This is a genomic window from Rhodoferax koreense, from assembly GCF_001955695.1.
In the GTDB taxonomy this organism is placed as follows: domain Bacteria; phylum Pseudomonadota; class Gammaproteobacteria; order Burkholderiales; family Burkholderiaceae_C; genus Rhodoferax_B; species Rhodoferax_B koreensis.
This window is the reverse complement of the sequence record NZ_CP019236.1, coordinates 3,245,131-3,271,680: the sequence shown is the minus strand read 5'-3', so window position 1 is coordinate 3,271,680 and position 26,550 is coordinate 3,245,131. Positions and strand designations below refer to the sequence as shown.

Below are 26,550 nucleotides of genomic sequence, written 5' to 3'. Positions count from 1 at the left end.
GGCGCAAGAAGGGGCAAACCTTTAGAATCGAGGGTTACCCCCAGCCAAAGACCCGATGAACGCCCCCGTTGACGTTTCCTTTTTCGCGCGCGCCGCCAAGCCGCTGACCAGCTACCGCAAGTACTGGGCGGCCCGTTTCGGCACGGCCAAATTCCTGCCCACCTCGCGCGAGGAAATGGCGGCGCTGGGCTGGGACAGCTGCGACATCGTCATCGTCACCGGCGACGCCTATGTGGACCACCCGAGCTTCGGCATGGCCGTGATCGGCCGCATGCTGGAGGCGCAGGGCTTTCGCGTCGGCATCATCGCCCAGCCCGACTGGCAGAGTGCCGAGCCCTTCAAGGCGCTGGGCAAGCCGAACCTGTTCTTCGGCGTGACCGCCGGCAACATGGATTCGATGATCAACCGCTACACGGCCGACCGCAAGATCCGCAGCGACGACGCGTACACGCCGGGCGACGTGGGCGGCGCGCGGCCCGACCGCGCGGCCATCGTCTATTCGCAGCGCTGCAAGGAGGCCTGGAACGACGTGCCCATCGTGCTCGGCGGCATCGAGGGCAGCCTGCGCCGCATCGCGCATTACGACTACTGGAGCGACAAGGTGCGCCGCTCCATCGTCGTGGACGCCAAGTGCGACCTGCTGCTGTACGGCAATGCCGAACGCGCCATCGTCGAGATCGCGCACCGCCTGGCCGCCCGCGAGCCGGTGCACGAGGTCACCGACGTGCGCGGCACGGCCTTCGTGCGGCGCAGCACGCCCGAGGGCTGGTTCGAGATCGACTCGACCACCGTCGACGAGCCGGGCCGCGTGGAAGCCCATGTGAACCCATACCTCATGGTGTCCGACCAGGCCAAGGCCAACGGCGCCACTTGTGCGCGCGAGGACGAGGCGGAGCAGGTGGCCAAGGCGGCCGAGTCCGGCGCCGTGGCCAACCCGTCCATCCAGCCGCTGACCTTCATGCCCAATCCGGCGCTGCGCGCCAAGCTCAAGGTGCCGCCGCGCGACCGCTCCGTGATCCGACTGCCGGCCTACGAGCAGGTGCGCGCCGATCCGGTGCTCTACGCCCATGCGAACCGCGTGCTGCACCTGGAGACCAATCCCGGCAACGCGCGCGCGCTCGTCCAGGCCCATGGCGAAGGCAACACGGCGCGTGACGTCTGGATCAATCCGCCGCCGATCCCGCTGACCACGGCCGAGATGGACCACGTGTTCGATCTGCCCTATGCGCGCAGCCCGCATCCGCGTTACGCGGACGAGCACGGCGGCCACGACGGCGCCACCAAGATCCCGGCCTGGGAGATGATCCGCTTCAGCGTGAACATCATGCGCGGCTGCTTCGGCGGCTGCACCTTCTGCTCGATCACCGAGCACGAAGGCCGCATCATCCAGAGCCGCTCCGAGGAATCGATCATCAAGGAGGTCGAGGCCATCCGCGACAGCGTCGCCGGCTTCACCGGCACGATTTCCGACCTCGGCGGCCCGACGGCCAACATGTACCGCCTGGGCTGCAAGTCGCCCGAGATCGAGGCGGCGTGCCGCAAGCCGAGCTGCGTGTATCCGGGCATCTGCCAGAACCTGGGCACCAACCACGATCCGCTGATCAAGATCTATCGCCGGGCGCGTGCGCTGCGTGGCATCAAGAAGATCCTGATCGGCTCCGGCCTGCGCTACGACCTGGCGGTGCAGAGCCCTGAGTACGTGAAGGAACTGGTGCAGCACCATGTGGGCGGCTACCTGAAGATTGCCCCGGAGCACACCGAGCAGGGCCCGCTCACCAAGATGATGAAGCCCGGCATCGGCAGCTACGACAAGTTCAAGCAGATGTTCGAGAAGTTCAGCGCCGAGGCGGGCAAGAAGCAGTACCTGATCCCTTACTTCATCGCCGCGCACCCGGGCACGAGCGACGAGGACATGATGAACCTGGCCATCTGGCTCAAGAAGAACGGCTTCCGCGCCGACCAGGTGCAGACCTTCTACCCGAGCCCGATGGCCACGGCCACGACGATGTACCACACCAACCGCAATCCGCTGCGCAAGATCACGCGCACCAGCGAGACGGTGGACATCGTGCGCGGCGACCGGCGCCGGCGCCTGCACAAGGCCTTCCTGCGCTATCACGACGCCAACAACTGGCCGCTGCTGCGCGAGGCGCTCAAGGCCATGGGCCGCGCCGACCTGATCGGCAATGGCAAGCACCACCTGATCCCGACCTATCAGCCGATCACCGACGGCAGCTACACCAGCGCCAGGCGCAAGAACTCAAGCGCCGCACCCGGCAAGGTGGCCGACAAGGTGAAGGCCACGTCGCCGAACTCGCCGGTGAAGGGCCGGCTGCTCACGCAGCACACCGGGCTGCCGCCGCGCGCCGGCGTCACCGCGGCCAAGCCGCGCAAGCCGATCCGCAAGGCCTGATCCGGCTCAGCCGGCGGGCGTTGCCGCCTGCTTCAGGCTGTCCAGGTAAGGCAGTTCGAACGGCCGCGGCCGGGCCAGCGCATAGCCCTGCGCATAGTCCACACCCATGGCCCGCAGCGCGTCGACGATGGCCATGGTCTCGGCGAATTCCGCGATGGTGATCTTGCCCATCACGTGGCCGATGTGGTTGATCATCTCCACCATGGCCCGGTTGGCCGGGTCGGCCAGCATCTCGCGCACGAAGCCGCCGTCGATCTTCAGATAGTCGACCGGCAGGTGCTTCAGATAGGTGAAGGAAGACATGCCCGAGCCGAAATCGTCCAGCGAGAAGCGGCAGCCCAGTTGCTTCAGCGCCTTGATCAACCGGATCGCGCTCGGCAGATGGGCGATGGCGCTGGTCTCGGTGATCTCGAAGCACACGGTCTGTGGCGCGATGCCGTGTTCCACGAAATAGCCACGGATGTCCTCGAGCAGCCGTTCGTCGCCCAGGCTGGTGCCCGAAAGGTTGATGGCGCAGGTGGCGATCGGCGGCATGTCCGGGTGTTCGCGCTGGCGGGCCAGCGTGGCGAAGGCATGCTGCACCACCCAGCGGTCGATGCTCGGCATCAGGCCGTAACGCTCGGCCGCCGGGATGAACAGCCCGGGCGCGACCATGGCGCCGTGTTCGTCGCGCAGGCGCAGCAGCACTTCGACATGCACGCCGGCCGGCCCGCCGGGCTGCAATGGCGCGATCTCCTGCGCGTAGAGGCAGAACCGGTCTTCCTCGAGCGCCAGGCGCAGCCGCTGCAACCAGTCCATCTCGCGGGCCTGGCGCGACAGCGCGGCATCCTCGGGTTGGTAGACATAGACCTTGTTGCGCCCGGTCTCCTTGGCGCGGTAGCAGGCCATGTCGGCCACGCGCAGGACTTCCTGCAGCGTGTCCAGGCCCGGCGACAAGGGCACCAGGCCGATGCTCAGGCCGGTGCGCAGGATGCGACTGCCCCAGGCCATCTGCAATTCCTCGGCGGCCTGGCGCAGGTTTTCCGCCACGCGGGCCGCGGGGGCGGGCGGGCAGTCGGCGAGCAGGATGCCGAATTCGTCCCCGCCCAGGCGCGCCAGCGTGTCGCCTTCCCGCAGCCCGCCCTGGAGCATGCGGCACACCCGGCGCAACATTTCGTCGCCGGCTTGGTGGCCGCAGGTGTCGTTGACGATCTTGAACTGGTCCAGGTCCACATACAGCAGCGCGCCTTCGCGCTGCACCGGTCGCGGCGTGGCCAGCACCAGTTCGAGCCGGCGTTCGAACTCGCGCCGGTTCACCAGGCCGGTAAGCGCGTCGTGGCTGGCCTGCCACGACAGCTGCGCCACGTAGTGCTGTTCGCGCGTCACGTCGTGCAGCACCAGCACCGCGCCGGTGAGCCGGCCCTGGTCGTGGATCGCCGAGCCGACGAGCTTCACCGGCACCACGGTCTGGTCGGGCCGGACCAGGCGCTGCAGCTGTTCCTCGCGCAGCAGCGGCCCGCCCTCGAGCAGGCGCCGCACCAGGTTCGCATCGGCCTTCGGGGCACCGCCAGGGGCGGACTCGTCCACGCCATCGGGCGCATGGAGCGTGTCGAGCACCAGCATGTCCTGCAGCGGTCGCCCGCGGCTCAGCGCTGCGGACTGCGCCAGCAGCGCCTCGGCGGCGGGGTTCATGTAGATCACGCGGCCCTGTTCGTCGGTCGTGACCACGCCGTCGGCGATCGCCGTGAGGGTGGTGTGGGCCCGTTCGCGTTCGGCGCCGAGCGCGTTCTCCGCCCGCCGGCGCTGCGCCAGCAGCTTGCGGGTGTGCAGCAGCGACAGCAGGATCAGCAGCGCCGCCGCGCCCAGGTTCAGCGCCAGCAGCAGCCGCACGATGAGGCGCGAACTTTCGCCCAGGGCCTGGCTGAAGGCGGTGGCCACCGGGGTCACGCCGACGTTGATGTCGCGGATCTGACGGCGCCATTGCTGCACCGTGTCCGCGTCCACCGGGCCGGCGCTGCTGCGCACCTGGATCTCGTAGGAAAGCTCCTCCAGCTGGCGCATGTAGTCGTCGCCGATGGCCCACCATTTCACCGGCTCCTGCACCATGCGGAACGAACGGAAATTGCTGAAGAGCCAGATCAGGCTGTCGATGTCGTTCGGATGGTTGTGGCCCTGGCGGAAGCCGCTGCGTGCGGCGGCGACGTCCCGCGGCGACTGGTCCAGCGCCAGCCGGCTGAGGTGATCGCCCATGGGCACGTCGAGCGCCTCGCGGAACAGGCCGTGCTTGTCGGGGTCGCCGGTGGCGGCGTAGAGGTCGAGGTAGTAGATCGCGTCCTTCTGACCCTTGCTCCATTCGCTTTCTCCGGCCACGAAGGCACGCACGGCCGACAGCGTGTGGATGCTGCCGACGGCCAGCAGCGCCTGCAGCACGACCATGACGATGAACGGCCAGGTCAGCCGCAGCGTGGGCGGCAGCTGCAGGCGGCGCGGCGGGGCGTTCATGTTCCGGCCTCGCGCAGGCCGTCTCCGGCACGGCGGTGCCTGGCTGGGTCCGAGCGGGCTCTTTCACAGGGCATGCGCCGAACTATAGGCTCTTCGACACATTTTGTGACACTCCGCCGGCGGATTGTTTCTTTTTCTCGCGACGGACGCCGGCCCCGGGGGGCGTGGAAGCCTGGGCGCGGATCAGCCCCGCGCCGCGCCCAGCTTCTGGTAGAGCGCGGCCCTGGAGATGCCGAGCGCGGCCGCCGCGGCGGCTTTGTTGCCCTTGGTCCGCTGCAAGGCCTCGGCGATGGCGCGGCGTTCGGCCGCCTCGACCACGCGGCTCAGCGGCTCGATCTGCGCCGTGGCCGGCGCCGGTGTCGCCGGCGCGATGGCACCGGCATCGGACGTCGGGCTGGGCAGGACGCTGGCCAGGTGGGCGGCATCCAGCCGCTGGGTTTCATGCATCAAAAGCGCGCGCTCGACCACGTTGCGCAGTTCCCGCACGTTGCCGGGCCAGTCATGGCGCGCCAGCACGGCGAAGGCTTCAGGGGCGATTTCCAGCGGCTGGCCGATGCGCAGGGAGATGTCTTCGAGCAGGCGCTCGACCAGCAGCGGCAGGTCCTGCAGTCGCTCGCGCAGCGGCGGCAGCGACATCGACAACACGTTGAGCCGGTAGAACAGGTCGCTGCGAAAGCGCCCGTCGGCCACGCGCGCGGCCAGGTCCAGGCTGGTCGCGGCGATCACGCGCACGTCGACCCGCACCAGCCGATTCGCACCCAGCGGCTCGATCTCTTGCTCCTGCAGCACGCGCAGCAGCTTGGCCTGCAGCGCAGGCGGCATGTCGCCGATCTCGTCGAGGAACAGCGTGCCGCCATCGGCCAGCTTGAACTTGCCGTCGCGTCCGCGCCGGTCGGCGCCGGTATAGGCGCCGGGCGCGGCCCCGAACAGCTCGGCTTCGAGCAGCGACTCGGGAATGGCAGCGGCGTTCACGCTCACGAAGGGCAGATGCGCCCGGCCCGACACGTTGTGGATCGCGTGCGCCAGCAATTCCTTGCCGGTACCGGTCTCGCCCGTCAGCAGCACCGTGGTATCGAGTTGCGCCGCGCGGCGCGCCTGGCGCTTGGTCTCCACGGCCGCCGGCGAAATGCCGAGGAAGGAGGCCAGGCTGTATTTGGCCCGTCGGCTGTCGGCCAACTCTTTTTCGGCGGCCTTCAGGCGGTGCTGCAGCTGGGCCATCTTGTGCATCACCGGTTTCAGGCCTTCGAGGTGGTTGTACAGCACGAAGCCCACGGCGCCGATCAACTGGCCGGCGTCGTCGCGGATCGGCATGCGCGTGACCACCAGGTGCTCGTCTCCGAAGGGCATGATGTCCAGCACGATGGGCCGGCCGGTGCGCGCCACTTCGCGCATCTGGCTGTTGGGGATGATGTTCTCCACCGGCTGGCCGATGGCCGCCGCCGCGCTGGGCTGGCCGAGCTTGCGCGCGTATTTCTCGTTGATCCAGACGACTTCGGCGTCGAGGTTGACGGCCAGCGCGCCTTCGCACAGGCTCTCGAGGCGCTCGAACATCGACTTCATGGCCATGGCGCGCACGGCGTCCGCGTCGTGGGCGAGGGCGCCAGGCCAGCGGCCGACTTCGCCATCGAGATGGCCTGCGGCCTGGGGCTTGGTGGGATGACCCATGGATTGTCTCTTGTCTGTTCTGGGCAGCTGCCGGTGGCGCCGCACTGTTGGCATGCTGCACCGGCGGGGCCGTCGTGCAGGGCGCCAGTCTAAAGGCCTGGACGCGGCGGTGTCCGGCCGGCATGTCTTGCAGGCGTAACAAACTGTCCACGCTGCTTGACACTTCGGCGGGGCGCCCAGCGTGGGCTAGCGCAGGCCGGGGAACCTGCGCAGGGCGTGTTTCTCCTCGGACACCGGGCATGGCGATGGCTTCGGCCAGGGCGCGGCGGCGCGGCTGGCACGCGTCGTGCCTATGCCATGCGGTACAACAACATCGGAGACGACTGCATGCTGGGTATTTTCGGGATTTTTGCGTCCTTGGCGCTGCTGATTTTCTTGGCCCACCGCGGCTGGAACGTGATCTTCGTGGCGCCGCTGTGCGCCGCCGTGGCCATCGCCTGCAACTACGGCGACCTGCCCTTGATGGCCAGCTACACGCAGATCTTCATGCCCGCGCTGGGCAGCTATTTCGCCACCTATTTCCCGCTGTTTTTGCTGGGCGCGGTGTTCGGCAAGCTGATGGACGAGTCGGGTGCGGCGCGCGCCATCGCCCAGCGCATCGTGGCCTGGGTGGGCGGCGAGCGCGCCATCCTGGCGGTGGTGCTGGCCTGTGCGCTGCTGACCTACGGCGGGGTGTCGCTGTTCGTGGTGGCGTTCTCGGTGTACCCGATCGCGGCCTCGCTGTTCCGGGCGGCGGCCATCCCCAAGCGGCTGATTCCGGCGGCCATCGGCCTGGGCAGCTTCACCTTCACCATGGTGGCGGTGCCGGGCACACCGGCGATCCAGAATGCCATCCCCACTCCGTTCTTCAAGACCACGGTGTACGCGGCGCCGGGACTGTCCTCCATCGCGGCCGTGTTCATGTTTGCGGCGGGCATGCTGTGGCTGTCGCGGCGCAGCGCCGCGGCCCGCAGGAACGGCGAGGGCTACGGCGAGCACAAGGAAGAGCTGGCCGCGGTGGACAACGCCAACCTGCCCTCGTTCTTCATGGCGCTGCTGCCGATCCTGGTGGTGATCGGCATGAACTTCGTGCTGTCGCAGTACGTGATTCCGGCCTTCGACCACAGCTACCTCGACACCGACAAGTTCAAGCACATCGACCTGAAGAAGGTGCTGGCCATCTGGGCCATCATCGGGGCCATGGCTGCGGCCATCCTGGTGGTGGCGCTGACCAACCTGGGCCGCATCAAGGACCTGCGCGATGCCATCGGCAAGGGCACGCTGGGCTCGCTGCTGCCCATGGCCAACACCGCCTCCGAAGTAGGCTACGGCGCGGTGATCGCCGCACTGGCCGCGTTTGCCGTGGTGCGCGAGGGGCTGAAGTCGGTGGCTTCCGATCCCGTCGTTTCGTTGTGGCTGGTGGTCACGGTGCTGGCGGGCATGACCGGCTCGGCCTCGGGCGGCATGAGCCTGGCCCTGGGCGCGATGGGCGACTACTACGCCCAGGCCGCGCAGGCCGCGCACATCAACCCCGAAATCATGCACCGCATCGCCTCCATGGGCTCGGCGGCCATGGACATCCTGCCGCATAACGGCGCGGTGATCACCTTGCTGGCGATCTGCGGGCTGAACCACAAGCAGTCGTATTTCGACCTGTTCGTGGTGGGCAGCCTCACGGCGTTCACCGCCAGCTTGCTGGTGCTCGGCCTTTACCTCACAGTGGGTGTGTTCTAGACACCACCGGAGGCCCGCCATGCACACCCCGCTTTCGCAACCCACGCGCCTTGGCACCGGGCGCAGCAAGATCGTCTCGGCCCAGGAGGCGGTGCGACTGATCCACGACGGCGACACCGTGGCCACTGGCGGCTTCGTCGGCATCGGTTTTGCCGAAGAGATCGCCATCGCCCTGGAGGCGCTGCACCTGGCCCATGTGGCCGCACCCGGCCAGGCGCCCCGCGCACCGCGCGACCTCACCCTGGTGTACGCCGCGGGCCAGGGCGACGGGCAAAACAAGGGCCTGAACCGCCTGGGCCATGCGGGCCTGCTGAAGCGGGTGATCGGCGGGCACTGGGGCCTGGTGCCCAAGCTGCAGCAGCTGGCCATGGACGGCCAGATCGAGGCCTACAACCTGCCGCAGGGCGTGATCAGCCACCTGTACCGCGACATCGCCGCGCACCGGCCCGGCCACCTGTCGCGGGTGGGCCTGGGCACCTTCGTGGACCCGCGCTTCGGCGGCGGCAAGCTCAACAGCCGCACCGTGGACGAACTGGTGGAGCTGACCACCCTGGGCGGCGAGGAAGCCCTGTTCTACAAGGCCTTTCCGATCCACGTGGCCATCCTGCGCGGCACCACCGCCGACACGGCGGGCAACATCACCATGGAGAAGGAGGCGCTGACGCTGGACGGCCTCTCGATGGCCATGGCGGCGCGCAACGCGGGCGGCATCGTGATCGTGCAGGTGGAGCGCATTGCCGAGGCGCATTCGCTGAACCCGCGCGAGGTCAAGATCCCCGGCGTGCTGGTCGACTGCGTGGTGCTGGCCCGGCCCGAGAACCACTGGCAGACCTATGCCGAGCCCTACAGCGCGGCCTTCAGCGGCAGCCTGCGCGTACCGGCGGGCCAGGCCGAAGTGCTGGCCCTGGGCGCACGCAAGATCATCGCCCGCCGCGCCGCGCTGGAACTGCGCGCCAACAGCGTGGTGAACCTGGGCATCGGCATGCCCGAGGGCATTGCCAGCGTGGCCGCCGAGGAAAAGATCACCGACCTGATCACCCTGACCGCCGAGCCCGGCGTGGTCGGCGGGGTACCGGCGGGCGGCCTGAACTTCGGTGCCGCCATCAACACCGATGCCGTCATCGACCAGGGCTACCAGTTCGACTTCTACGACGGCGGCGGGTTGGACATCGCCTTCCTCGGGCTGGCCCAGGCCGACCGCGAAGGCAACCTCAACGTCAGCCAGTTCGGCCCCAAGCTGGCGGGCGCGGGCGGCTTCATCAACATCAGCCAGAACGCCAAGAAAGTGGTGTTCGTGGGCACCTTCACCGCCGGTCGGCTGCAGCTGCAGGTGCACGACGGCTTGTTGCGCATCGTGCAGGACGGCACGGCCCGCAAGTTCGTCGAGGCGGTCGACCACCGCACCTTCAGCGGCGCCCACGCGGCCGCGCGCGGCCAGCCGGTGCTGTTCGTCACCGAGCGCTGCGTGTTCGGCCTCACGCCGCGCGGCCTGGCGCTGCTGGAGATCGCACCGGGCGTGCAGCTGGGCCGGGACATCCTCGCGCAGATGGATTTCACGCCCATCATGGAACAGCCGCCCCGGCTGATGGACGCCCGCATCTTCGCCGACGCACCCATGGGCCTGCGCGACACGCTGCTGGCCGTGCCGCTGGCGCAACGCTTTACGCTGGACGCGGCGCAGCGGCGCCTGTTCATCAATTTCGAAGGATTGGAGGTGCGCAGCCTGGACGACGTGGCGGCCATCGGCGCCGAGGTGGAAGCGCGCGTGCAGGCGCTGGGGCAGCGCGTGTTCGCCATCGTCAACTACGACAACTTCCAGATCCGGCCCGAGGTCATCGACGCCTACTCCCGCATGGTGGAGGGCCTGCAGGCGCGCTGCTACAGCGGCGTGTCGCGCTACACCACCAACGGATTCCTGCGCATGCTGCTCGGCCATGCGCTGGCCGAGCGCCAGCTCGCGCCGGCGCTCTTCGAAAGCCGGGCGCAGGCGCAGAGCCATGCGGCATCGATGGCCGGGGTGCAGCAGGGCTGAGGCATCGGCATCCGCGCTGCAGGCCGCGCCGCCCGCCATCCCTGCGTGCATTCGCCATGCCTGCGAAGATATAGCGCGGACCATCGAGCGGGCTGCGCCGCGCTTGTGATCGGCAACGGACCACCCTTGTGCAACAATGTCGTCATATCCCCATGGACACGACGCATCGCCTCATCGCCGCCACCGACTGGTTTCCGCTGGTCCTCTCGCTCAAGGTCTCGGCCGTGGCCACGCTGCTGGCCCTGGTGCTGGGCGTGGCGCTGGGCTGGGTGTTCGCGCGGGTGAGGTTTCCCGGCCGCGGCATCGTCGAGGCGATCTTCATGCTGCCGCTGGTGCTGCCGCCCACGGTGCTCGGCTACGGCATCCTGGTGGCGGCGGGGCGGCGCAGCCCGCTCGGCGCCTGGCTGCGCGAGCACTTCGACTACACCATCATCTTCAGCTGGCACGGCGCCGTGGTGGCGTCGGCCATCGTCGCCTTGCCGCTGGTGCTGAAGTCTTCCAGCGCGGCCTTCGCCGGGGTGGACCGCAACCTCGAAGCCGCGGCCAGCACGCTGCGCCAGTCGCGGCTTTCGGTGTTCCTGCGCGTGACGCTGCCGCTGGCCTGGCCCGGCATCCTGGCCGGCACGCTGCTGGCTTTCGCGCGCGCCATGGGTGAATTCGGCGCCTCGTTGATGGTGGCCGGCTCGATTCCGAAGCAGACGCAGACCCTGTCGATGGCCATCTACGACGCCGTGCAGGCCGGCAAGGACGACACGGCGCTGCTGCTTGTCGCCGTCACCTGCGTGCTGTCGATCGCGGTGCTGGTGTTGTCCAACCGTTTCTTTTCACTGCGCTGATTGCAGGAGTCCTCATGCGTCGTTTCCGCCTTCTTTCGCTGGTTGCCGCCATGGTGCTGCCGTTCGCCGCCAGCGCCGAGCAGATCACCGTCTCGGCCGCCGCCAGCCTCACCGATGCGTTCAGGGAAATTGCGCCGAAGTTCGAGGCCGCCAGGCCCGGCCACACCGTGCGCTTCAACTTCGCGGCTTCGGGCGCGCTGCTGCAGCAGATCCAGCAGGGCGCGCCGGTGGACGTGTTCGCCAGCGCCGACCAGGAGACGATGCACCGCGGCGTCGACCAGAAACTCGTCGCTGCCGAGACGCGCCGGAATTTCGCCACCAACAGCGTGGTGCTGATCGAGCCCGCGAAGGACGGCCCCGGCCTCAAGGCGCTGCAGGACCTGGCCGGCGCCGGCGTGCGCCGGATCGCCATCGGCAAGACCGCGACCGTGCCCGTTGGCCGCTACACCAAGGAAGTGCTCGACAGTGCCAGGCTATGGGCGGTGCTGGAGCCCAAGTTCGTGCAGGCCGACAGCGTGCGCCAGGTGCTCGATTACGTGGGCCGCGGCGAGGCCGAGGCCGGCTTCGTCTACCGTACCGACGCCGCCATCATGGGCGACAAGGTCCGGGTGGTGCTGACGGCCACCGGCCACACGCCGGTGAGCTACCCGGTCGCCGTGGTGGCCGACAGCCGGCAGAAGGCGCTGGCGCAGGACTTCATCGCTTTCCTGGCGACGGCCGACGCCCAGGCCATCCTGGCGCGTTACGGCTTCGGCAAGCCGTGATCGATGTCGACATCGCGCTCTCGGTAGCGGATCGCAGCCGCCGCTTCGACCTGGCCGTGCGCTTTGCCACCGATGCGCCGTTCGCCGCACTGTACGGCCCGTCGGGTTCGGGCAAGACGCTGACGCTGCAGGCCATCGCCGGCCTGCTCAGGCCGAGCCGCGGCCACATCCGGATCGACGGCCGCACCCTGTTCGACGCCCAGGCCGGCGTCGACCTCGCGCCAGCCGTACGCCGCACCGGCTACCTGTTCCAGAACTACGCGCTGTTCCCGCACCTCAGTGTGCGGCAGAACGTGGCCTTCGGCCTCACGTCCTGGCACCGCGGCCGGCTTTCGGCACAGGAGCGCGAACGCGTGCAGCATCTGCTCGAGAGTTTCGACCTGGCCACGACAGCGGAGAGCCGGCCCGCCACGCTGTCGGGCGGCCAGCAGCAGCGCGTGGCTCTGGCCCGGGCGCTGGCCTGCGAGCCGCAGGTGCTGCTGCTCGACGAACCCTTCGCCTCGCTCAACCCCATGCTGCGCCAGAACCTGCGCGAGGAACTGGCCGAGGTGCGCCGCCGCTGGGGCATCCCGGCGCTGATGATCACGCACGACGTCGAGGACGTGCTGGCCCTGGCCGACGTGGCCTTCATCTACGAACGCGGCCAGATCGTGCAGCAGATCGGCATGCACGACGCTTCGAGCCGCGACATGGCGCGCATCGTGCTCGACGGCCCCTTGGCGTCGGACACCTCGCCACTGAAGCAGAAACTGCGCAAAATGCTGCAGGCCTCCTGGTCGACGCCATGAAATCCAAAGTCCAGTTCCGCCTGCGCATCTACCGCGACGACAGCATCGCCATCGGTCCGGGCAAGATCGCGCTGCTCGAAGCCATCGCCGAAACCGGCTCGATCTCGGCCGCGGCGCGGCAGTTCAACATGTCGTACCGGCGCGCCTGGCTGCTGGTGGACGAGATGAACAAGGCGCTGGCCAAGCCGGCGGTGATGACAGCGGCGGGGGGGGCATCGGGCGGCGGGACGGTGCTCACGCCAGTGGGAGAGGCGCTGATCCAGCATTACCGGGCGGTGGAGAGTGTTTCGCGCACGGCCGCGGCGAGTGACATCGCGGCGTTGACGCGGCTGTTGGCGCAGTGAGGGATGTTCAACCTGGCCGAAAGCATTCGCATGGAACCTAGCGCCAATCGCTCCGACATCAGAAGCCTCGGCATTCCCGCCACGGCGGCCCAGGTCTTCGCCGCCATGGCCGACCCGGCCCGCATCGCGCGCTGGTGGGGGCCTGACGGCTTCCGCAACACCATCCACGAATTCGACTTCCGCCCTGGCGGCGCCTGGCGGCTCACCATGCACGGCCCCGACGGCAAGGACTATGCCAACGAAAGCCGCTTCACGCGCATCGTGCCTGACGCGTTGTTCGAGATCGAACACCTCACCGGTCACCACTTCTTCCTGACCATCGAACTGCGGCCGGTCGATCGAGGCACGCAGGTCCACTGGCAACAAACCTTCGACACGGTCGAGCACTACCAGGGCATTGCCGAATTCGTGGCCGCTGCCAATGCGCAGAACCTGCAGCGCCTGGCGGCGGAAGTCCTGCGCCCGGGCGAAGCCAGCCTTCAGACCAGCGGCAAGCCCACGTAGTTCTCCGCCAGCGCCGTCGAGGCTGCCTTCGACTGCACCAGGTAATCCAGTTCCGCCTCCTGGATCTTCTGCCCGAATTCGCCAGTCTCCGGGAAGCGGTGCATCAGCGAGGTGAACCACCACGAGAAACGTTCGGCCTTCCACACGCGGCGCAGGCAGCGGTCGGAATAGGTGTCGATGCCGACGGGCGACTTCTCGCCGTAGTACTCGGCGAACGCGGTCGAGAGATAACCCACATCGCTCGCGGCCAGGTTCAGGCCCTTGGCGCCGGTGGGTGGCACGATGTGCGCCGCGTCCCCGGCCAGGAACAGGCGGCCGAAACGCATCGGCTCGGCGACGAAGCTGCGCAGCGGCGCGATGCTCTTCTCGAGCGACGGGCCGGTGACCAGCCGCTCGGCGGCCTCGGGGTCGAGGCGGTTGCGCAGTTCGGCCCAGAACGCGGCATCGCTCCAGTTCTCGACCTTTTCCTCCATCGGCACCTGCACGTAGTAGCGGCTGCGCTTGGCGCTGCGCATGCTGCACAGGGCGAAACCGCGGCCGGTGTTGGCGTAGATGAGTTCGTGCGACACCGGCGGCACGTCGGCCAGCACGCCGAGCCAGCCGAAGGGGTAGACCTTCTCGTAGGTGCGCAGCGCGCTTTCGGGCACGCTGGCGCGGCTCACGCCGTGGTAGCCGTCGCAACCGGCGATGAAGTCGCAGGCGATCTCGTGCGTCTGGCCGTCCTTGGTATAGCGTACCTTGGGTTGGGCGCCGTCGAAGTCGTGCAGCGTCACGTCGCCGGCCTGGTAGATGGTGGTCAGGCCGGCGGCGCTGCGGGCTTCCATGAGGTCGCGCGTGACCTCGGTCTGGCCGTAGACCATGACGTGCTTGCCGCCGGTCAGGCCTTCGAGGTCGATGCGGTGGCGCGCGCCCTTGAACAGCAGTTCGATGCCGCCGTGCGGCAGGCCTTCGGCGTGCATGCGCTGGCCCACGCCGGCCTTGTCGAGCAGGTCGATGCTCACCTGTTCCAGCACGCCGGCGCGGATGCGGCCGAGCACGTAGTCGGGGCTCTGGCGTTCGACGATGACGGCGTCGATGCCGGCCTTGTAAAGCAACTGGCCGAGCAGCAGGCCCGAAGGGCCGGCGCCGATGATGGCAACCTGGGTGCGCATGGAATGTCTCCTGGATGTGAAATGACCGGGCCGCGCTGGCGGCAACACGCCGAAGCTTAGAAGGCGAGGGCGCCGCCGGCCAGGGCCGGCGCGCGGCTTTGTGCGATGATCGAAGCCGCTGCGCGATCACCGCGCAAACAAAGAGGCTTCCTGATGGACATCAACAAGGCCGATCTCATCGAGGGCATGGCCAAGGGCATGGCGGTGCTGGAGAGTTTCGACACCGAGCGCCAGCGGCTCAACGCCACGCTGGCCGCGCAGCGCGCCGGGCTCACGCGGGCGGCCGCGCGCCGGCATCTGCTCACGCTGGCGCACCTGGGCTACCTGGAGACCGACGGCAGCTATTTCTGGCTGGCGCCCAAGGTGCTGCGCTTTTCGGGCAGCTACCTGGCCTCGGCCCGGCTGCCGCGCGTGATCCAGCCCACGCTGAACCGGCTGGCGGCGCAGACGCGGGAATCGTTCTCGGCGGTGGTGCTCGATGCCGACGAGGTGGTGATCGTGGCCCGCAGTGGCAACGAGCGCGGCAACGACCGCCCAGGCAGCGCCAGCGGCGGCACATCGAACGTGGCCGGCCGTTTCCTGGCCTACGGCCTGCACCTGGGCGCACGGCTGCCGGCCTTCGCCACCTCGACCGGGCGCGTGTTGCTGGCGGCGAAGTCGCGCAGCGAGTTCGCCGCCTGGATGAAGGGGCGCAGCCTGCCGCGCTTGACCGCGCGCACGCTCACCGAACCCAAGACCCTGCGCGCCATCGTGGCCCAGGTGCGCACCGACGATTTCTGCGTGGCCAGCGAGGAACACGAACTCGGCGTGCACGCGCTGGCCGTGCCGCTGCGCAACCTGCAGGGCCGCACCGTGGCTGCGCTCAACGTGGTGACGTCGCCGCAGCGGCTGGAGCAGGCGGAAATGCGGCGCGAGCTGTTGCCCCTGTTGCTCGACGCTGCGCGCGAGCTGCGTCCTGTGTTGTAAGCGGCGCGTGAGCCGCATCCTCTGTTGTCATCCCGTCCTCCCATGCACACCCTCTCCCAACTCCGCAGCGGCGCGCTGGCCGGCCTGAAGCGGCTCGACCTGTCCTGCGGCCTGACGGAATTCCCGCGCGAGATCTTCGACCTGGCCGACAGCCTGGAAGTGCTCAACCTGTCGGGCAACCGGCTCGACACCTTGCCCGACGATCTGCCGCGGCTGCACCGGCTGCGCGTGCTGTTCTGCTCCGACAACCCTTTTGCCGAACTGCCGGCGGTGCTGGGCCGATGCCCCCAACTCGAGATGGTCGGCTTCAAGGCGAACCGCATCCGCCATGTGCCGGGCGCCGCCTTGCCGCCCCGGCTGCGCTGGCTGATCCTCACCGACAACCAGGTCGAGACCTTGCCCGCCGAGATCGGCCGCTGCACCGCGCTGCAGAAGCTGATGCTGGCCGGCAACCGGCTGCAGCAGCTGCCGGCCGAACTCGCCGGATGCCGAGGGCTCGAACTGCTGCGCATCTCCGCCAACCGGTTCGAAGCGTTGCCGGCATGGTTGCCGGCCATGCCGCGGCTGGCCTGGCTCGCCTGCGCCGGCAATCCCATGGAGCGCGCGGTGGACGCTGCCGCGCCGCAGGACGTGGACTGGCGAGAGCTCGTGGTCGAGCAACTGCTCGGCGAAGGCGCCTCCGGCCTGATCTACCGCGCGGTGTGGCGGCGGCCCGGGGCCACGCCGGTGCCGGTCGCCGTGAAGCTGTTCAAGGGCGAAGTCACGAGCGACGGCTGGCCGCAGAGCGAAATGGCCGCCAGCCTGGCCGCGGGTGCGCATCCGAACCTGATCCCCGTCGCCGGCCGTCTTGTCGGCCACCCCGAGGGCGGCGCCGGCCTGGTCATGCATTACCTGCCGTCCTCCTTCCGGACCCTGGCCGGCCCGCCGAGCCTGGCCTCGTGCACGCGCGACGTTTACGCGGCGGGCACGCGCTACACCGCGGCGGTGGCGCAACGCATCGCCCAGGGCACGGCTTCGGCGCTGGCGCACCTGCATGCGCGGGGCCTGCTGCACGGCGACTTCTACGCCCACAACCTGCAGTGCGATGCCGCCGGCCAGGCCGTGCTCGGCGACATGGGCGCGGCCTCCTTCCTGCCCGCCGATGCGGCCCTGGCCGGCGCGCTGCAACGGCTGGAGGCGCGCGCCTTCGGCTGCCTGCTCGAAGAGTTGCTGCAGCACACCGACGACACGCTGGAGGAAGCCACGCGCCAGGGCTGGACCCGGCTGCGCGACGATTGCCTGCAGGCCGCGGTGGCGGCGCGGCCGTCGTTCGCGCAGATCGTCGCACGGCTCGCGCATTGAGCCTCGCGCATTGACCGCGGCGGCTCAGAGATTGCGCATCGCGTCGCGCGCCAGCTGATCCAGCAGGCTCGCCCGTTTGCTGCGCCATTCGGCATCGGGCACAAAGCGTGGCAGCGCCTCGGCGGTGCTGGTGGCGTGCTCGGGTTCGCGGCGCGGGCAGAGCCAGCCCATGGCCGGGCGTTCGCCGCGCATGTCCTCGATGGCGATGGCCTCCAGCACCAGGCCCGAACGCTGTGCGGGCGTGAGGCTGGCCGCCTTCAGCTCCAGTTGCCGCGCATCCTCCTGGCTGGTGTACCAGCGCTGCAGGTGGTTGAGCTTGGACGGGTCGGTGCAACGCACACCGTCCAGCGTCAGCGCCAGCTTGGCGTGCAACTGGAACAGGATGGCTTCCTCCTCGAAGTCGCCCTGGGTGTCGCGCATCTTGATCAACTGGGCGGCGTAAGCGAAGGAGTAGCGCGCGTCGGCGTTTTCGGCCAGCACGCGCCAGCGCAGCCAGCGCGCATTGGTGTTGCGCTGCGCCTCGGGGGCATGGGCGATCCGCTCCAGCGGTGTCTTGCCGATCTGTGGATCGGTGTCGGCATCCAGCGACCGCCATTGTTCGGCCGTGGCGGGATCGGGCGGGTTGGCGTGCAAAAGGCGACTGACGTTGGCGGCGTCGCGCCAACGCGGCACGGCCACCTCGGCCTTGATGCGCTGGATGTCCTCGAAGCTGGGTGGCTGTGCGGTGGCGGCAGGCGCCCACAGCGCCAGCACAGCGCAGGCCAGCGCGCAGAGCCGGCATCTGCGCAGGGCGAGGATGGCAAGCGGGTGTGGGCTGGCGCGGTGCGGCATGAGGAAGTCGGCTGGCCGATTGGGGCGTTTCGGCTCAATGGATGAGTTGCAAAATCATAGAGCCAAAATGGCCTTTGCGCAGGTCAAATCAGCGCAGCCCGATATCTTTTTGATAGCAATTCCATGTGGCGCGCACGTTGGCGCGGCGGCTCAACGGAAGTTGCGGCTCGCCACCGGCAGCGTGCCCAGCTTCCTCGACACGTCGATCAGCCGCCGCGCCAGCAGGTGCCGCACCTCGCCCTGGCGCTGCCACACGCCGTCCACGGCCATCAGGCGCGCGCCGAGCAGGGCCTGGCGCTGGGCATCGCGCACGTCTTTCCAGACGATCACGTTGACGCAGCCGGTTTCGTCCTCGAGCGTGACGAACACCGTGCCCTTGGCCGTGGCCGGCTGCTGGCGCGTGGTGACCAGGCCGCAGGCGCGCACCAGGCGGCCGTTGGGCAGGTTCGCAAGCCGCGCCGAAGACAGCGCGCGGTGCCGGTCGAGCCAGGGCCGCAGCAGGGCCACCGGGTGGCGGCGCAGCGTCAGGCCCAGGGTGTCGTAGTCGTGCAGGATTTCCTCGCCTTCCTCGGCTTCGGGCAGCGCGAGGAAGTCCTCGAACACCGGCGCCTCGGCCAGCAGCGGCGGCGTGGCGTGCAGGGCGCTCGCATCCCACACCTGCTGGCGGCGGTGGCCGCTGAGGCTCATGAGCGCATCGGCCGCGGCCAGCGCGTTCATGTCGGTGCTGTCCAGGTGCGCGCGGCGGGCCAGGTCTTCGGCATCGGTAAAAAGGGCCGTGTTTCGGGCTTCGACCAGGCGCGCGGCGCTGGCCTGGGGGAGGCCGCTGACGAGTTGCAGGCCCAGGCGCACGGCGGGCACATCGTGTTCGGTGTCCGACAGCGGCTCCAGCGTGGATTCCCAGTCGCTGGCCATCACGTCGACGGCGCGCACCTGCACCTGGTGGCGCCTGGCGTCCTGCACCAGTTGCGAGGGGCTGTAGAAGCCCATGGGTTGCGAATTCAGCAGCGCCGCCAGGAAGAAGGCAGGGTGGTGGCATTTGAGCCAGGAACTGGCGTAGACCAGCAGCGCGAAACTCGCGGCATGGCTTTCGGGGAAGCCGTATTCGCCGAAGCCTTCGATCATCTTGAAGATGGACTCGGCGAATTCGCGTTCGTAGCCATGGGCTTCCATGCCGTCGACGATGCGCTGGTAGAACTTGTCGATGCCGCCCTTGCGCCGCCAGGCGGCCATGGAGCGGCGCAGGTCGTCGGCATCCCCGCCGCTGAAGCCGGCGGCGATCATCGCGATCTGCATCACCTGTTCCTGGAAGATCGGCACGCCCAGGGTGCGCCCGAGCGCGGCGCGCAATTCCTCCTTGGCATAGGTTTCTGGCTCCAGGCCCTGGCGCCGGCGCAGGTAGGGATGGACCATGCCGCCCTGGATCGGCCCGGGCCGCACGATAGCCACTTCCACCACCAGGTCGTAGAACTTCTCGGGCCTGAGGCGCGGCAGCATGCTCTGCTGCGCCCGCGACTCGATCTGGAACACGCCGACGGTGTCGGCGCGGCAGATCATGGCGTAGGTGGGCTTGTCGTCCTGCGGAATGTCCTGCAGGCAGAAGTCGACGCCTTCCCAGGCGCTCTTGAGCTTGAGCGTGCGCTGCAGCGCAGTCAGCATGCCCAGCGCCAGCACGTCGACCTTGAGCAGGCCGATCGCGTCGATGTCGTCCTTGTCCCATTCGATGGTGGTGCGGTTTTCCATCGCGGCCTGCACCACCGGTACGGTGCTGGTGATGGCTTCGCCAGACAGCACGAAGCCGCCGCTGTGCTGCGACAGGTGGCGCGGAAAGCCGATGAGCTGGCGCGTCAGGTCGAGCCACGACTGCACGCGCCGCGAAGCCGGGTCGAGCCCGAGTTCGCGCAGCCGCTCGCCCATCACCTCCGGGCCGTCCCACCACTGCTGGTGCTTGGCCAGCCGGTCGATGTCTTCGGCCGGCATGCCCAGGGCCTTGCCCACGTCGCGCAAGGCGCTGCGCGGCCGGTAGCAGGCCACGGCGGCCACCAGGGCGGCGCGGTGGCGGCCGTATTTTTCATACAGGTACTGGATCACTTCCTCGCGCCGCTGGTGTTCGAAGTCCACGTCGATGTCCGGTGGCTCGTTGCGTTCCTTGCTGATGAAACGTTCGAACAGGGTGGAGGTCTGCGCGGGATTCACCTCGGTGATGCCCAGGCAATAACACACGGCCGAATTGGCGGCCGAACCGCGGCCCTGGCACAGGATGTCTTTCTCGCGCGCGAAACGCACGATGTCGTAGACGGTGAGGAAGTATTTTTCGTAGTGCAGCTCGCCGATCAGCGCGAGTTCCCGCTCGACCTGCAACTGCACCTCGGCCGGCATGCCGCCGGGAAAGCGCCGCCCCGAGCCTTCGTAGGTGCAGCGGCGCAGGTAGCTGGCGGAGGTTTCTCCATCGGGCACCACCTCGTGCGGGTATTCGTACCGGAGTTCGTCGAGGCTGAAGCGGCACAGCGCGGCCACGCGCAGCGTCTCGGCCAGGCAGTCGGCCGGGTACAGCGTGGCGAGTTGCGCGCGCGGGCGCAGATGGGCCTCGGCATTGGGGGCGAACGCAAAGCCGCATTCGGCCAGCGGCCGGCCCAGCCGCACGGCGGTGAGCACGTCGTGCAGCCGCTTGCGCTTGCGCACATGCATCTGCACCTGGCCGGTGGCCACCAGCGGCACGGCGGCGAGGCGGCCGGCCTCGCGCAACTGGTGTTCCCACAGCGCATCGTCCATGCGCTGCAGTTGCGTGAGGGCCAGCCAGCGGTGTTCGAAATGTTCGCGCAGCCACAGCGCGGCGCCGACGATGGCTTCGCGCGTGGCCGTGTGCGCCAGGTCGCGCCGCGGCGAGAGCAGGGCCACGCAGTCGCCGAGCCGGTGCGGCCAATCGTCCTGGTGCAGTGTGTAGGCGCCGCGCTGCTGGCCGGCGCGTGCCGCGGTGATGAGTTCGCACAACTGGCCGTAGCCCGTGCGGTTGCAGGCCAGCAGCACCAGCGTGAACCAGCCGGCCGGGCCGCGGGTGTGGACCCTGAATTCGGCGCCGATCAGCAGCTTGAGTTGCTGTTTCTTGGCCTCGACGTGGGCCCGCACCACGCCGGCCACCGAGCATTCGTCGGTGATCGCCAGCGCGCTGTAACCCAGGGCCTTGGCCCGGTCGACGAGTTCCTCGCCATGCGATGCGCCGCGGTGAAAGCTGAAGTTGGTGACGCATTGCAGCTCGGCGTAGGCGGGTGAAGATGACGGCTCAACCATAGACACCATGCAGGAACCAGCCCTGCCGCGCATGTTCGGAAGACTTGCGCTCGCGGTAGATCCACACCAGGCCCGCATGCTCGCTCCGGGCCAGGAAGTAGTCGCGCGCGGTGGCGTCAGCGGCTTGGCTGTCGCCGCCGTCCCACCAACCGGCTTCGATGCGTTCCGGGCCGGCGAGCAGGGTCAGCGGGCCCTGCAGCAGTGGAGCCTCGTCCAGCAGTGCCAGGGCCATTGGCTGGCGCAGCAGCCACGGCGGCTGCTGCGCCAGCGCGGCGGGAAAGGCGGGTGCGGTGTTCCTGGCGGGCGCGCTGGTTGCGGCCTGGTGCCAGGCCTGGCTGCGCTGTGGCCGATGGTCGGCCAGAGCTTCGGGGCGCAGCACTTTCGCCGGGCCGAGCCGCGCCGACAGCCGCTCGATGAACTGCTGCAGGGTTTCGCCCTGCGCCTGGTCTTCGGGCAGCAGGCTGGGCGTGGCGTCGGGCCGGGCCTCCACGCCGATCGCCTCGAGCGTGATGGCCACCACCGGCGCAGCCAGCGGCGTGCGGTCCAGGTGTTCGGCCAGCAGGCGTGCCAGGTGCGTGGTGTCGCGCGTGGCCTCGGCCGTGCGCACGGTGAGCGAGCCGCTCGGCGCTTCGCTGCGGCGCTGCAGGTCATGCTCCCAATGCAGCACCACGCCGGTGGCGCCGCATTGCCGCGCCAGCAGCCAGGCCTTGAGCTGGCGCAGCAGCCGGTGCGCGCCGAACATGAGGCCGGCCGCGACTTCGATGCGGCCCAGGAATTCGAGCCGCAGGCGGAACTGCTCGGGCAGCACGGTCCAGTCGAAGCTTTCGGGCGCCAGGCCATAGGCCTGGTCGAGCGCGCGCAGCAGCCCGGCGCCGAAACGCCGCGAGATGCCGCCGCGCGGCAGCGCGCGCAACGGGCCGAGCGTGGCGCAGCCCAGGCGCACCAGCGTGGGCGCGAATGGCCGGGCCGCGGCCAGCGCGAAGACGGGCAGCGCATCGAGCGTGGCGCGCAGTTGGTGGGCGGGGCAGTCGACGAGCGGAAGCTGGCGCAGGCCCGGCGGCGCTTCCGGCCCATCCCCGGCATCGGGCACTGCCGGCAGCGGCATGCCGTGCAGCAGCCCGAGCGCGGCCAGCGCCGTGGGCGCCGCCGCCATGGCCTGCACTTCCTGGTCGGCCGCCTGTTCGCGCAGGCGTTCCAGCAGCGCACGCCGGCCGTCGAAGAGCCGCTCGCTGGCCGACACCTCGAGCAGCACGCAGCCTTCCTGCACACACACGCGCGGGCTGAACTGCAGCGCCCACCAGCTCAGGGCCTGCAGGCTCGCCTCGGCGGCGGCCGGTTCAGGCGGAGGCGGCGACGGGGCGAATGCGATCCACCACATGGGATGCGGCATGGGGCAAAGGGGCCGGAGGGGACAAAGGTGACGGAGGTGACGGAGGTGACGGAGCAGGCGTGGGCAGCGGCACGACGTTGTCGATGCGGCCAGCCCGCTCGTCGGCCGTCGTGGACGGCACCGCAGGCCGGGCCTGGCTCGCCGCCCACAAGGCCAGCACGGGCGGTAGGGCGGTCTGCAGGCGCAGCGGCGCGGCCTGCTGCGGCCCGCGGCGCTTGAAGATCTCGATCTCCAGGCCGGGCAGGGCGCCCTGACCCGCCTGCGCCGGCCGGCCATCGAGCCGCAGGCTCAGGCGCAACGGCGCGGGCGACGCATCCTGCTGCGCCGACAGCGGGCGGAATACGAAGGCCAGCGGCGCGCGCGGCTGGTGCGCGGCCTGGCCGGTGAACTGCAGCCGGCGCAACTGCTCGGCGCGCGCCTGCGGCAGCCACACCAGCAGCGCCGCCAGGTCGCGGCAGCGCAGGGCTTGCTCGGCCGCCCACAGCCGTTCGGCCGGGCGCTCGGCCTCGACCACCAGCATGCGCGCCAGCGGAATGCCGTGGCCGGCCAGGGCGGCCATGTTGGGCCAGTGCGGGCAGCCGATCAGCACCACCGCGCCATGCGCCGCCGCGGCCCGCACGGCCGGCAGCAGCAGCCGCCATTCGTGCAGGCCGGCCTGGGCCTGCAGCACTTCGCTGAGCTGGCCCGCGGGCCAGCCGCCGCCGGGCAGCTCGGCGTCGAGACCCGGGTGGCCCGATGGCGTGGTGACGTTCGCCGGCCTGCCCATTTCGCTGGCGCGCCAGAGGCTGTCGAGGATGGGAATGGCGGAGGCGGACATCGGGAGGCGATTCAATACTGTGGTTATTCACAGTATAGAGTCAGAAGCTCCGAACCGCCAGTTCAGCCGAAGGCGGTTTCGGCCGATGCAGGCACGGCCAGGCCGGCCCATGGCGGCCAGCAGGGTCCAGACGGGAACGGCGTCAGGGCGCCGAGGAAGGGCGGCCGAAACCGAAGCGGCGCTTGGCCACGGTGGTCACGGCGCCAACAGGCGCGGGCAGCAGCAATTGCGCCGACTTGGCGACCCGCACGCAGTCGCGCAGGTGTTCCTCGCCGAGGTAACGGATCGCGGTGTAGCCCATGAAGGCCGACACGGCCTGGCCGGCCAGGGGCACGTACTTGGCCGCCTGCTGCGTGGTCAGGCGCATGCCGACCGTCTTGGCGGCCCTGAGCACCAGGTCCTTGGTGATGAATTTGCCGATCAGCACCGAGCCGACCAGGGCCACGGCCTTCTGCACCTGGTCGCGTTTGTGCGGGTCGAGCTGGTCGAGCTGGGCCGGCGTGAGGCCGAACACCGCATTGACTTCGGGAATGAGCTTGGAGAGCAGGGCGGCATCCACCGCCCAGTCCAGGCCAGGGACGGGCACCACGCTGGCGGCGGCCGCCACCAGGGCCCGGCGGTGCAGCAGCTTGCGCGCGCGGCGCACGGCGTCCGTCAAAGCGGCATCGCCGGCGGCGAGTTGAAGTGCGGATTCCATGCCCGTCACCTGATGCTCAGGTCTTGCTTTTGACCAGGCTGTAGATGAACAGCAGGATGATGGCGCCGACCACCGAGGCGATCCAGCCGGCGGCTTGGCCGGCGCCGTACCAGCCCATTTTCTGGCCGACGAAGTTGGCCAGGAAGGCGCCGGCGATGCCGAGGATGGAGGTCATGATCAAGCCGAGCTTGTCGTCGCCGGGCTTGAGTGCACGGGCGATGAGGCCGACCACGAAGCCGATGATGATGGTGCCGATCAGAGAAAACATGCGAACTCCTGTATACAAATGAATAGGGTGTCAACCGGCATCAAATGTAGCCGCTTCAAATGTAGCGGACGTGTAGGACCGTAACCGAATCAAACCTCGGCCGTGCGCGCAGCCTCGATCTGCTCCGAAAGCGACAGCCATTTCTCTTCGAGGACGGCGAGTTCGTCGCCGACGATCTTGAGGCGTTTGCCGGCGCTGGCGATCTCGGCCGGCGGCAGCGGCTGGCTCATCTGCGCTTCGATCTGGCCTTTTTCCGATTGCAGTTTGGCCATGGCCTGGTCGACCTTGTCGAGTTCCTTTTGCAGCGGCTTGGCCTGGTTGGCCTGCTGCTGGCGGCGTGCCGAGTCCGCGCGGCGCTGCTCGGCCGGGTTGGCGGCCTTGGGCGCCGGTGCGGCGACGGGAGCGGCCACGACGACCGCGGGCGCCGGCGCCGCGGCGTTGGAGACCGCGTTCTTGGCTTCCTCGCGCAGGCGCTTGGATTCGTCGAGCAGGTAACGCTGGTAGTCGTCGAGGTCGCCATCGAAGGGCTCGACGCCGCCGCGCGACACCATCCAGAATTCGTCGCACACCGAACGCAGCAACGCGCGGTCGTGGCTGACCAGCATCACCGTGCCTTCGAATTCGTTGAGCGCCATGGCCAGTGCCTCGCGGGTGGCCAGGTCCAGGTGGTTGGTCGGCTCGTCGAGCAGCAGCAGGTTGGGGCGCTGCCAGACGATCATGCACAGCACCAGCCGGGCCTTTTCGCCGCCGCTCATGCTGCCCACGGCCTGCTTGACCATGTCGCCGCTGAAGTTGAAGGTGCCGAGGAAGCTGCGCAGGTCCTGCTCGCGCGTGCCCTGGCCGGCGAGCTTGCCGGCGGCCGTGGTGTCCTTCACCAGGCGGATCATGTGTTCGAGCGGGGTGTCGGCCGGGCTCAGCACGTCGAGTTCCTGCTGCGCGAAGTAGCCGATGTTCAGGCCCTTGCCCTCCAGGATTTCGCCCTGGATCGGCGCCAGCGCGCGCGCCACGGTCTTCACCAGTGTCGACTTGCCCTGGCCGTTGGCGCCGAGGATGCCGATGCGCTGGCCGGCCAGCACCGACTTGTTGACCTTCTGCACGATGACGGTCGGGCCCGTGCCGGCCGGCGCGTCGTCGGCCGGCGGGTAGCCGAAGGTCGCGTCGGACATCGACAGCATCGGGTTGGGCAGGTTGGCCGGCTCCTTGAATTCGAAGGTGAATTCGGCCTCGGCCAGCAGCGGGGCAATCTTTTCCATGCGGTCCAGGGCCTTGACGCGGCTTTGCGCCTGGCGCGCCTTGCTGGCCTGGGCCTTGAAGCGGCTGATGAACTTCTGCAGGTGGGCGATCTTCTCTTGCTGTTTGCTGAACGAGGCCTGCTGCTGCTCCATCTTCTCGGCGCGCATGTCCTCGAACTTGGTGTAGTTGCCGCCGTAGCGGTTGAGCTTGGCCGATTCGATGTGCACCGTGACGTCGGTGATGGCGTCGAGGAATTCGCGGTCATGGCTGATGACCAACAGCGTGCCGGTGTAGCGCTTGAGCCAGGCTTCGAGCCACACCAGGGCGTCCAGGTCCAAGTGGTTGGTCGGCTCGTCGAGCAGCATCAGGTCGGACGGGCACATCAGCGCGCGGGCGAGCTGCAGCCGCATGCGCCAGCCGCCGGAGAAGCTGTTCACCGGGTTCTCGAGCTCGGTGGTCTTGAAGCCCAGGCCGAGGATCAGCGCCTGCGCGCGCGCCTGGGCGTCGCCGGAGCCCGCGTCGTACAGGGCCATGTAGGCGTTGGCCATGCGTTCGCCGTCGTCGGTGGCCTCGGCCGCGGCCACTTCCTGCTGGGCGGCCAAAAGCGTCACGTCGCCTTCGATCACGAAGTCGGTGGCGCTCTGCTCGGTCTCCGGCATGTCCTGGGCCACCTGGGCCAGGCGCCATTGCGCGGGCACCTGGAAGTCGCCGCCGTCCTCGTGCAGCGTGCCGTTGAGCAGCGCGAACAGCGTGGACTTGCCCGCGCCGTTGCGCCCGACGAGGCCGACCTTTTCACCGGGGTTGATGGTGACGCTGGCGCTGTCGAGCAATACTTTGGCGCTGCGGCGCAGGACGACGTTCTTGAGGGTGATCATGGCAATGGGGGCCGAGAAGGCGGCCGGAAGGATAAGAGATGGCCCAGCTGCCGCAAGGGGCTGCAACGTGGCCCCTAGAATGAAACCACCGACCGATGCCCTCGATTTTACAGGCGCGACGCACTTGGGCTTTCGCCCTCGGGGAAAATGCGGTTG

At 69.1% G+C, this 26,550-nt stretch carries 20 protein-coding genes; 10 read left to right on the top strand and 10 right to left on the bottom strand.

Annotation, left to right across the window (positions count from 1 at the left end; all coding sequences use genetic code 11):
- The first annotated feature begins 55 nt into the window (after window positions 1-55).
- Complete coding sequence (locus tag RD110_RS15115) at window positions 56-2,413, top strand: YgiQ family radical SAM protein (protein ID WP_076200236.1); 2,358 nt, start codon at window positions 56-58, stop codon at window positions 2,411-2,413.
- 6 nt (window positions 2,414-2,419) lie between these two features.
- Here RD110_RS15115 and RD110_RS15110 read toward each other — a convergent pair whose 3' ends face one another.
- The gene (locus tag RD110_RS15110; protein ID WP_076200235.1) at window positions 2,420-4,894 is read right to left on the bottom strand and encodes an EAL domain-containing protein; all 2,475 of its coding nucleotides are present in this window, start codon (window positions 4,892-4,894) and stop codon (window positions 2,420-2,422) included.
- 183 nt (window positions 4,895-5,077) lie between these two features.
- Window positions 5,078-6,559 (bottom strand): sigma-54 interaction domain-containing protein, encoded by a 1,482-nt coding sequence (locus RD110_RS15105; RefSeq protein ID WP_076200234.1) that lies wholly within the window; start codon window positions 6,557-6,559, stop codon window positions 5,078-5,080.
- Window positions 6,560-6,886: 327 nt separating this feature from the next.
- Between RD110_RS15105 and RD110_RS15100 the strand changes: the two genes are divergently transcribed.
- The 7 genes from RD110_RS15100 to RD110_RS15070 all read left to right on the top strand — a co-directional run bounded on the left by RD110_RS15100 (window position 6,887) and on the right by RD110_RS15070 (window position 13,540).
- Window positions 6,887-8,272: a GntP family permease gene (locus RD110_RS15100; protein ID WP_204249974.1), complete on the top strand. Its 1,386-nt coding sequence runs from the start codon at window positions 6,887-6,889 to the stop codon at window positions 8,270-8,272.
- 19 nt (window positions 8,273-8,291) lie between these two features.
- Window positions 8,292-10,304 carry an acyl CoA:acetate/3-ketoacid CoA transferase gene (locus RD110_RS15095; RefSeq protein WP_076200233.1) on the top strand — a complete coding sequence of 671 codons (2,013 nt, stop codon included), beginning with the start codon at window positions 8,292-8,294 and terminating at the stop codon, window positions 10,302-10,304.
- A 152-nt stretch (window positions 10,305-10,456) separates the two neighbouring features.
- On the top strand, window positions 10,457-11,140 hold the full coding sequence (gene modB / locus RD110_RS15090; RefSeq protein ID WP_076200232.1) for a molybdate ABC transporter permease subunit: 684 nt from the start codon (window positions 10,457-10,459) through the stop codon (window positions 11,138-11,140).
- A gap of 14 nt (window positions 11,141-11,154) precedes the next feature.
- Window positions 11,155-11,904 (top strand): molybdate ABC transporter substrate-binding protein, encoded by a 750-nt coding sequence (modA, locus tag RD110_RS15085; RefSeq protein WP_076200231.1) that lies wholly within the window; start codon window positions 11,155-11,157, stop codon window positions 11,902-11,904.
- Entirely contained in the window at window positions 11,901-12,692 is a 792-nt protein-coding gene (locus RD110_RS15080) for an ABC transporter ATP-binding protein (protein WP_076200230.1), read from the top strand. Before modA ends, RD110_RS15080 begins: the two co-directional genes overlap by 4 nt.
- Window positions 12,689-13,036: a winged helix-turn-helix domain-containing protein gene (locus tag RD110_RS15075; protein WP_076200229.1), complete on the top strand. Its 348-nt coding sequence runs from the start codon at window positions 12,689-12,691 to the stop codon at window positions 13,034-13,036. Before RD110_RS15080 ends, RD110_RS15075 begins: the two co-directional genes overlap by 4 nt.
- Before the next feature lie 30 nt (window positions 13,037-13,066).
- Window positions 13,067-13,540 (top strand): SRPBCC domain-containing protein, encoded by a 474-nt coding sequence (locus tag RD110_RS15070; RefSeq protein WP_076205073.1) that lies wholly within the window; start codon window positions 13,067-13,069, stop codon window positions 13,538-13,540.
- Here the strand turns inward: RD110_RS15070 and pobA are convergent.
- Window positions 13,516-14,691: a 4-hydroxybenzoate 3-monooxygenase gene (gene pobA, locus RD110_RS15065; protein ID WP_076200228.1), complete on the bottom strand. Its 1,176-nt coding sequence runs from the start codon at window positions 14,689-14,691 to the stop codon at window positions 13,516-13,518. The genes RD110_RS15070 and pobA overlap by 25 nt on opposite strands.
- A gap of 153 nt (window positions 14,692-14,844) precedes the next feature.
- Between pobA and RD110_RS15060 the strand changes: the two genes are divergently transcribed.
- Together RD110_RS15060 and RD110_RS15055 are read left to right on the top strand one after the other, a co-directional pair.
- Entirely contained in the window at window positions 14,845-15,657 is an 813-nt protein-coding gene (locus tag RD110_RS15060) for an IclR family transcriptional regulator domain-containing protein (RefSeq protein ID WP_076200227.1), read from the top strand.
- Window positions 15,658-15,699: 42 nt separating this feature from the next.
- Window positions 15,700-16,998: a leucine-rich repeat-containing protein kinase family protein gene (locus RD110_RS15055; RefSeq protein ID WP_076200226.1), complete on the top strand. Its 1,299-nt coding sequence runs from the start codon at window positions 15,700-15,702 to the stop codon at window positions 16,996-16,998.
- A 24-nt stretch (window positions 16,999-17,022) separates the two neighbouring features.
- On the opposite strand, the gene RD110_RS15050 is transcribed toward RD110_RS15055, so the two are convergent.
- The 7 genes from RD110_RS15050 to RD110_RS15020 form a co-directional block, all read right to left on the bottom strand.
- The gene (locus RD110_RS15050) at window positions 17,023-17,829 is read right to left on the bottom strand and encodes a hypothetical protein (protein ID WP_076200225.1); all 807 of its coding nucleotides are present in this window, start codon (window positions 17,827-17,829) and stop codon (window positions 17,023-17,025) included.
- Between the two features lie 150 nt (window positions 17,830-17,979).
- Window positions 17,980-21,114, bottom strand: a complete 3,135-nt coding sequence (locus tag RD110_RS15045; RefSeq protein WP_157900387.1) for an error-prone DNA polymerase — start codon at window positions 21,112-21,114, stop codon at window positions 17,980-17,982.
- Window positions 21,107-22,504, bottom strand: a complete 1,398-nt coding sequence (locus tag RD110_RS15040; protein ID WP_239467045.1) for a Y-family DNA polymerase — start codon at window positions 22,502-22,504, stop codon at window positions 21,107-21,109. The genes RD110_RS15045 and RD110_RS15040 overlap by 8 nt, the downstream gene beginning before the upstream one ends.
- Entirely contained in the window at window positions 22,452-23,321 is an 870-nt protein-coding gene (imuA, locus tag RD110_RS15035) for a translesion DNA synthesis-associated protein ImuA (RefSeq protein WP_076200222.1), read from the bottom strand. The genes RD110_RS15040 and imuA overlap by 53 nt, the downstream gene beginning before the upstream one ends.
- Window positions 23,322-23,463: 142 nt before the next feature.
- Window positions 23,464-24,018: a hypothetical protein gene (locus RD110_RS15030; RefSeq protein ID WP_157900196.1), complete on the bottom strand. Its 555-nt coding sequence runs from the start codon at window positions 24,016-24,018 to the stop codon at window positions 23,464-23,466.
- 16 nt (window positions 24,019-24,034) lie between these two features.
- The gene (locus tag RD110_RS15025; protein ID WP_076200221.1) at window positions 24,035-24,286 is read right to left on the bottom strand and encodes a GlsB/YeaQ/YmgE family stress response membrane protein; all 252 of its coding nucleotides are present in this window, start codon (window positions 24,284-24,286) and stop codon (window positions 24,035-24,037) included.
- An 89-nt stretch (window positions 24,287-24,375) separates the two neighbouring features.
- The gene (locus RD110_RS15020; RefSeq protein WP_076200220.1) at window positions 24,376-26,394 is read right to left on the bottom strand and encodes an ABC-F family ATP-binding cassette domain-containing protein; all 2,019 of its coding nucleotides are present in this window, start codon (window positions 26,392-26,394) and stop codon (window positions 24,376-24,378) included.
- Window positions 26,395-26,550: the final 156 nt, after the last annotated feature.

What these genes read in the sequence shown, in the direction of transcription:
- RD110_RS15115 (WP_076200236.1), top strand. Translation starts at nt 56, where the DNA reads ATGAACGCCCCCGTTGACGTTTCCTTTTTCGCGCGCGCCGCCAAGCCG.
- RD110_RS15110 (WP_076200235.1), bottom strand. Translation starts at nt 4,894, where the DNA reads ATGAACGCCCCGCCGCGCCGCCTGCAGCTGCCGCCCACGCTGCGGCTG.
- RD110_RS15105 (WP_076200234.1), bottom strand. Translation starts at nt 6,559, where the DNA reads ATGGGTCATCCCACCAAGCCCCAGGCCGCAGGCCATCTCGATGGCGAA.
- RD110_RS15100 (WP_204249974.1), top strand. Translation starts at nt 6,887, where the DNA reads ATGCTGGGTATTTTCGGGATTTTTGCGTCCTTGGCGCTGCTGATTTTC.
- RD110_RS15095 (WP_076200233.1), top strand. Translation starts at nt 8,292, where the DNA reads ATGCACACCCCGCTTTCGCAACCCACGCGCCTTGGCACCGGGCGCAGC.
- modB (WP_076200232.1), top strand. Translation starts at nt 10,457, where the DNA reads ATGGACACGACGCATCGCCTCATCGCCGCCACCGACTGGTTTCCGCTG.
- modA (WP_076200231.1), top strand. Translation starts at nt 11,155, where the DNA reads ATGCGTCGTTTCCGCCTTCTTTCGCTGGTTGCCGCCATGGTGCTGCCG.
- RD110_RS15075 (WP_076200229.1), top strand. Translation starts at nt 12,689, where the DNA reads ATGAAATCCAAAGTCCAGTTCCGCCTGCGCATCTACCGCGACGACAGC.
- RD110_RS15070 (WP_076205073.1), top strand. Translation starts at nt 13,067, where the DNA reads ATGGAACCTAGCGCCAATCGCTCCGACATCAGAAGCCTCGGCATTCCC.
- pobA (WP_076200228.1), bottom strand. Translation starts at nt 14,691, where the DNA reads ATGCGCACCCAGGTTGCCATCATCGGCGCCGGCCCTTCGGGCCTGCTG.
- RD110_RS15060 (WP_076200227.1), top strand. Translation starts at nt 14,845, where the DNA reads ATGGACATCAACAAGGCCGATCTCATCGAGGGCATGGCCAAGGGCATG.
- RD110_RS15055 (WP_076200226.1), top strand. Translation starts at nt 15,700, where the DNA reads ATGCACACCCTCTCCCAACTCCGCAGCGGCGCGCTGGCCGGCCTGAAG.
- RD110_RS15050 (WP_076200225.1), bottom strand. Translation starts at nt 17,829, where the DNA reads ATGCCGCACCGCGCCAGCCCACACCCGCTTGCCATCCTCGCCCTGCGC.
- RD110_RS15045 (WP_157900387.1), bottom strand. Translation starts at nt 21,114, where the DNA reads ATGGTTGAGCCGTCATCTTCACCCGCCTACGCCGAGCTGCAATGCGTC.
- RD110_RS15040 (WP_239467045.1), bottom strand. Translation starts at nt 22,504, where the DNA reads ATGCCGCATCCCATGTGGTGGATCGCATTCGCCCCGTCGCCGCCTCCG.
- imuA (WP_076200222.1), bottom strand. Translation starts at nt 23,321, where the DNA reads ATGTCCGCCTCCGCCATTCCCATCCTCGACAGCCTCTGGCGCGCCAGC.
- RD110_RS15030 (WP_157900196.1), bottom strand. Translation starts at nt 24,018, where the DNA reads ATGGAATCCGCACTTCAACTCGCCGCCGGCGATGCCGCTTTGACGGAC.
- RD110_RS15025 (WP_076200221.1), bottom strand. Translation starts at nt 24,286, where the DNA reads ATGTTTTCTCTGATCGGCACCATCATCATCGGCTTCGTGGTCGGCCTC.
- RD110_RS15020 (WP_076200220.1), bottom strand. Translation starts at nt 26,394, where the DNA reads ATGATCACCCTCAAGAACGTCGTCCTGCGCCGCAGCGCCAAAGTATTG.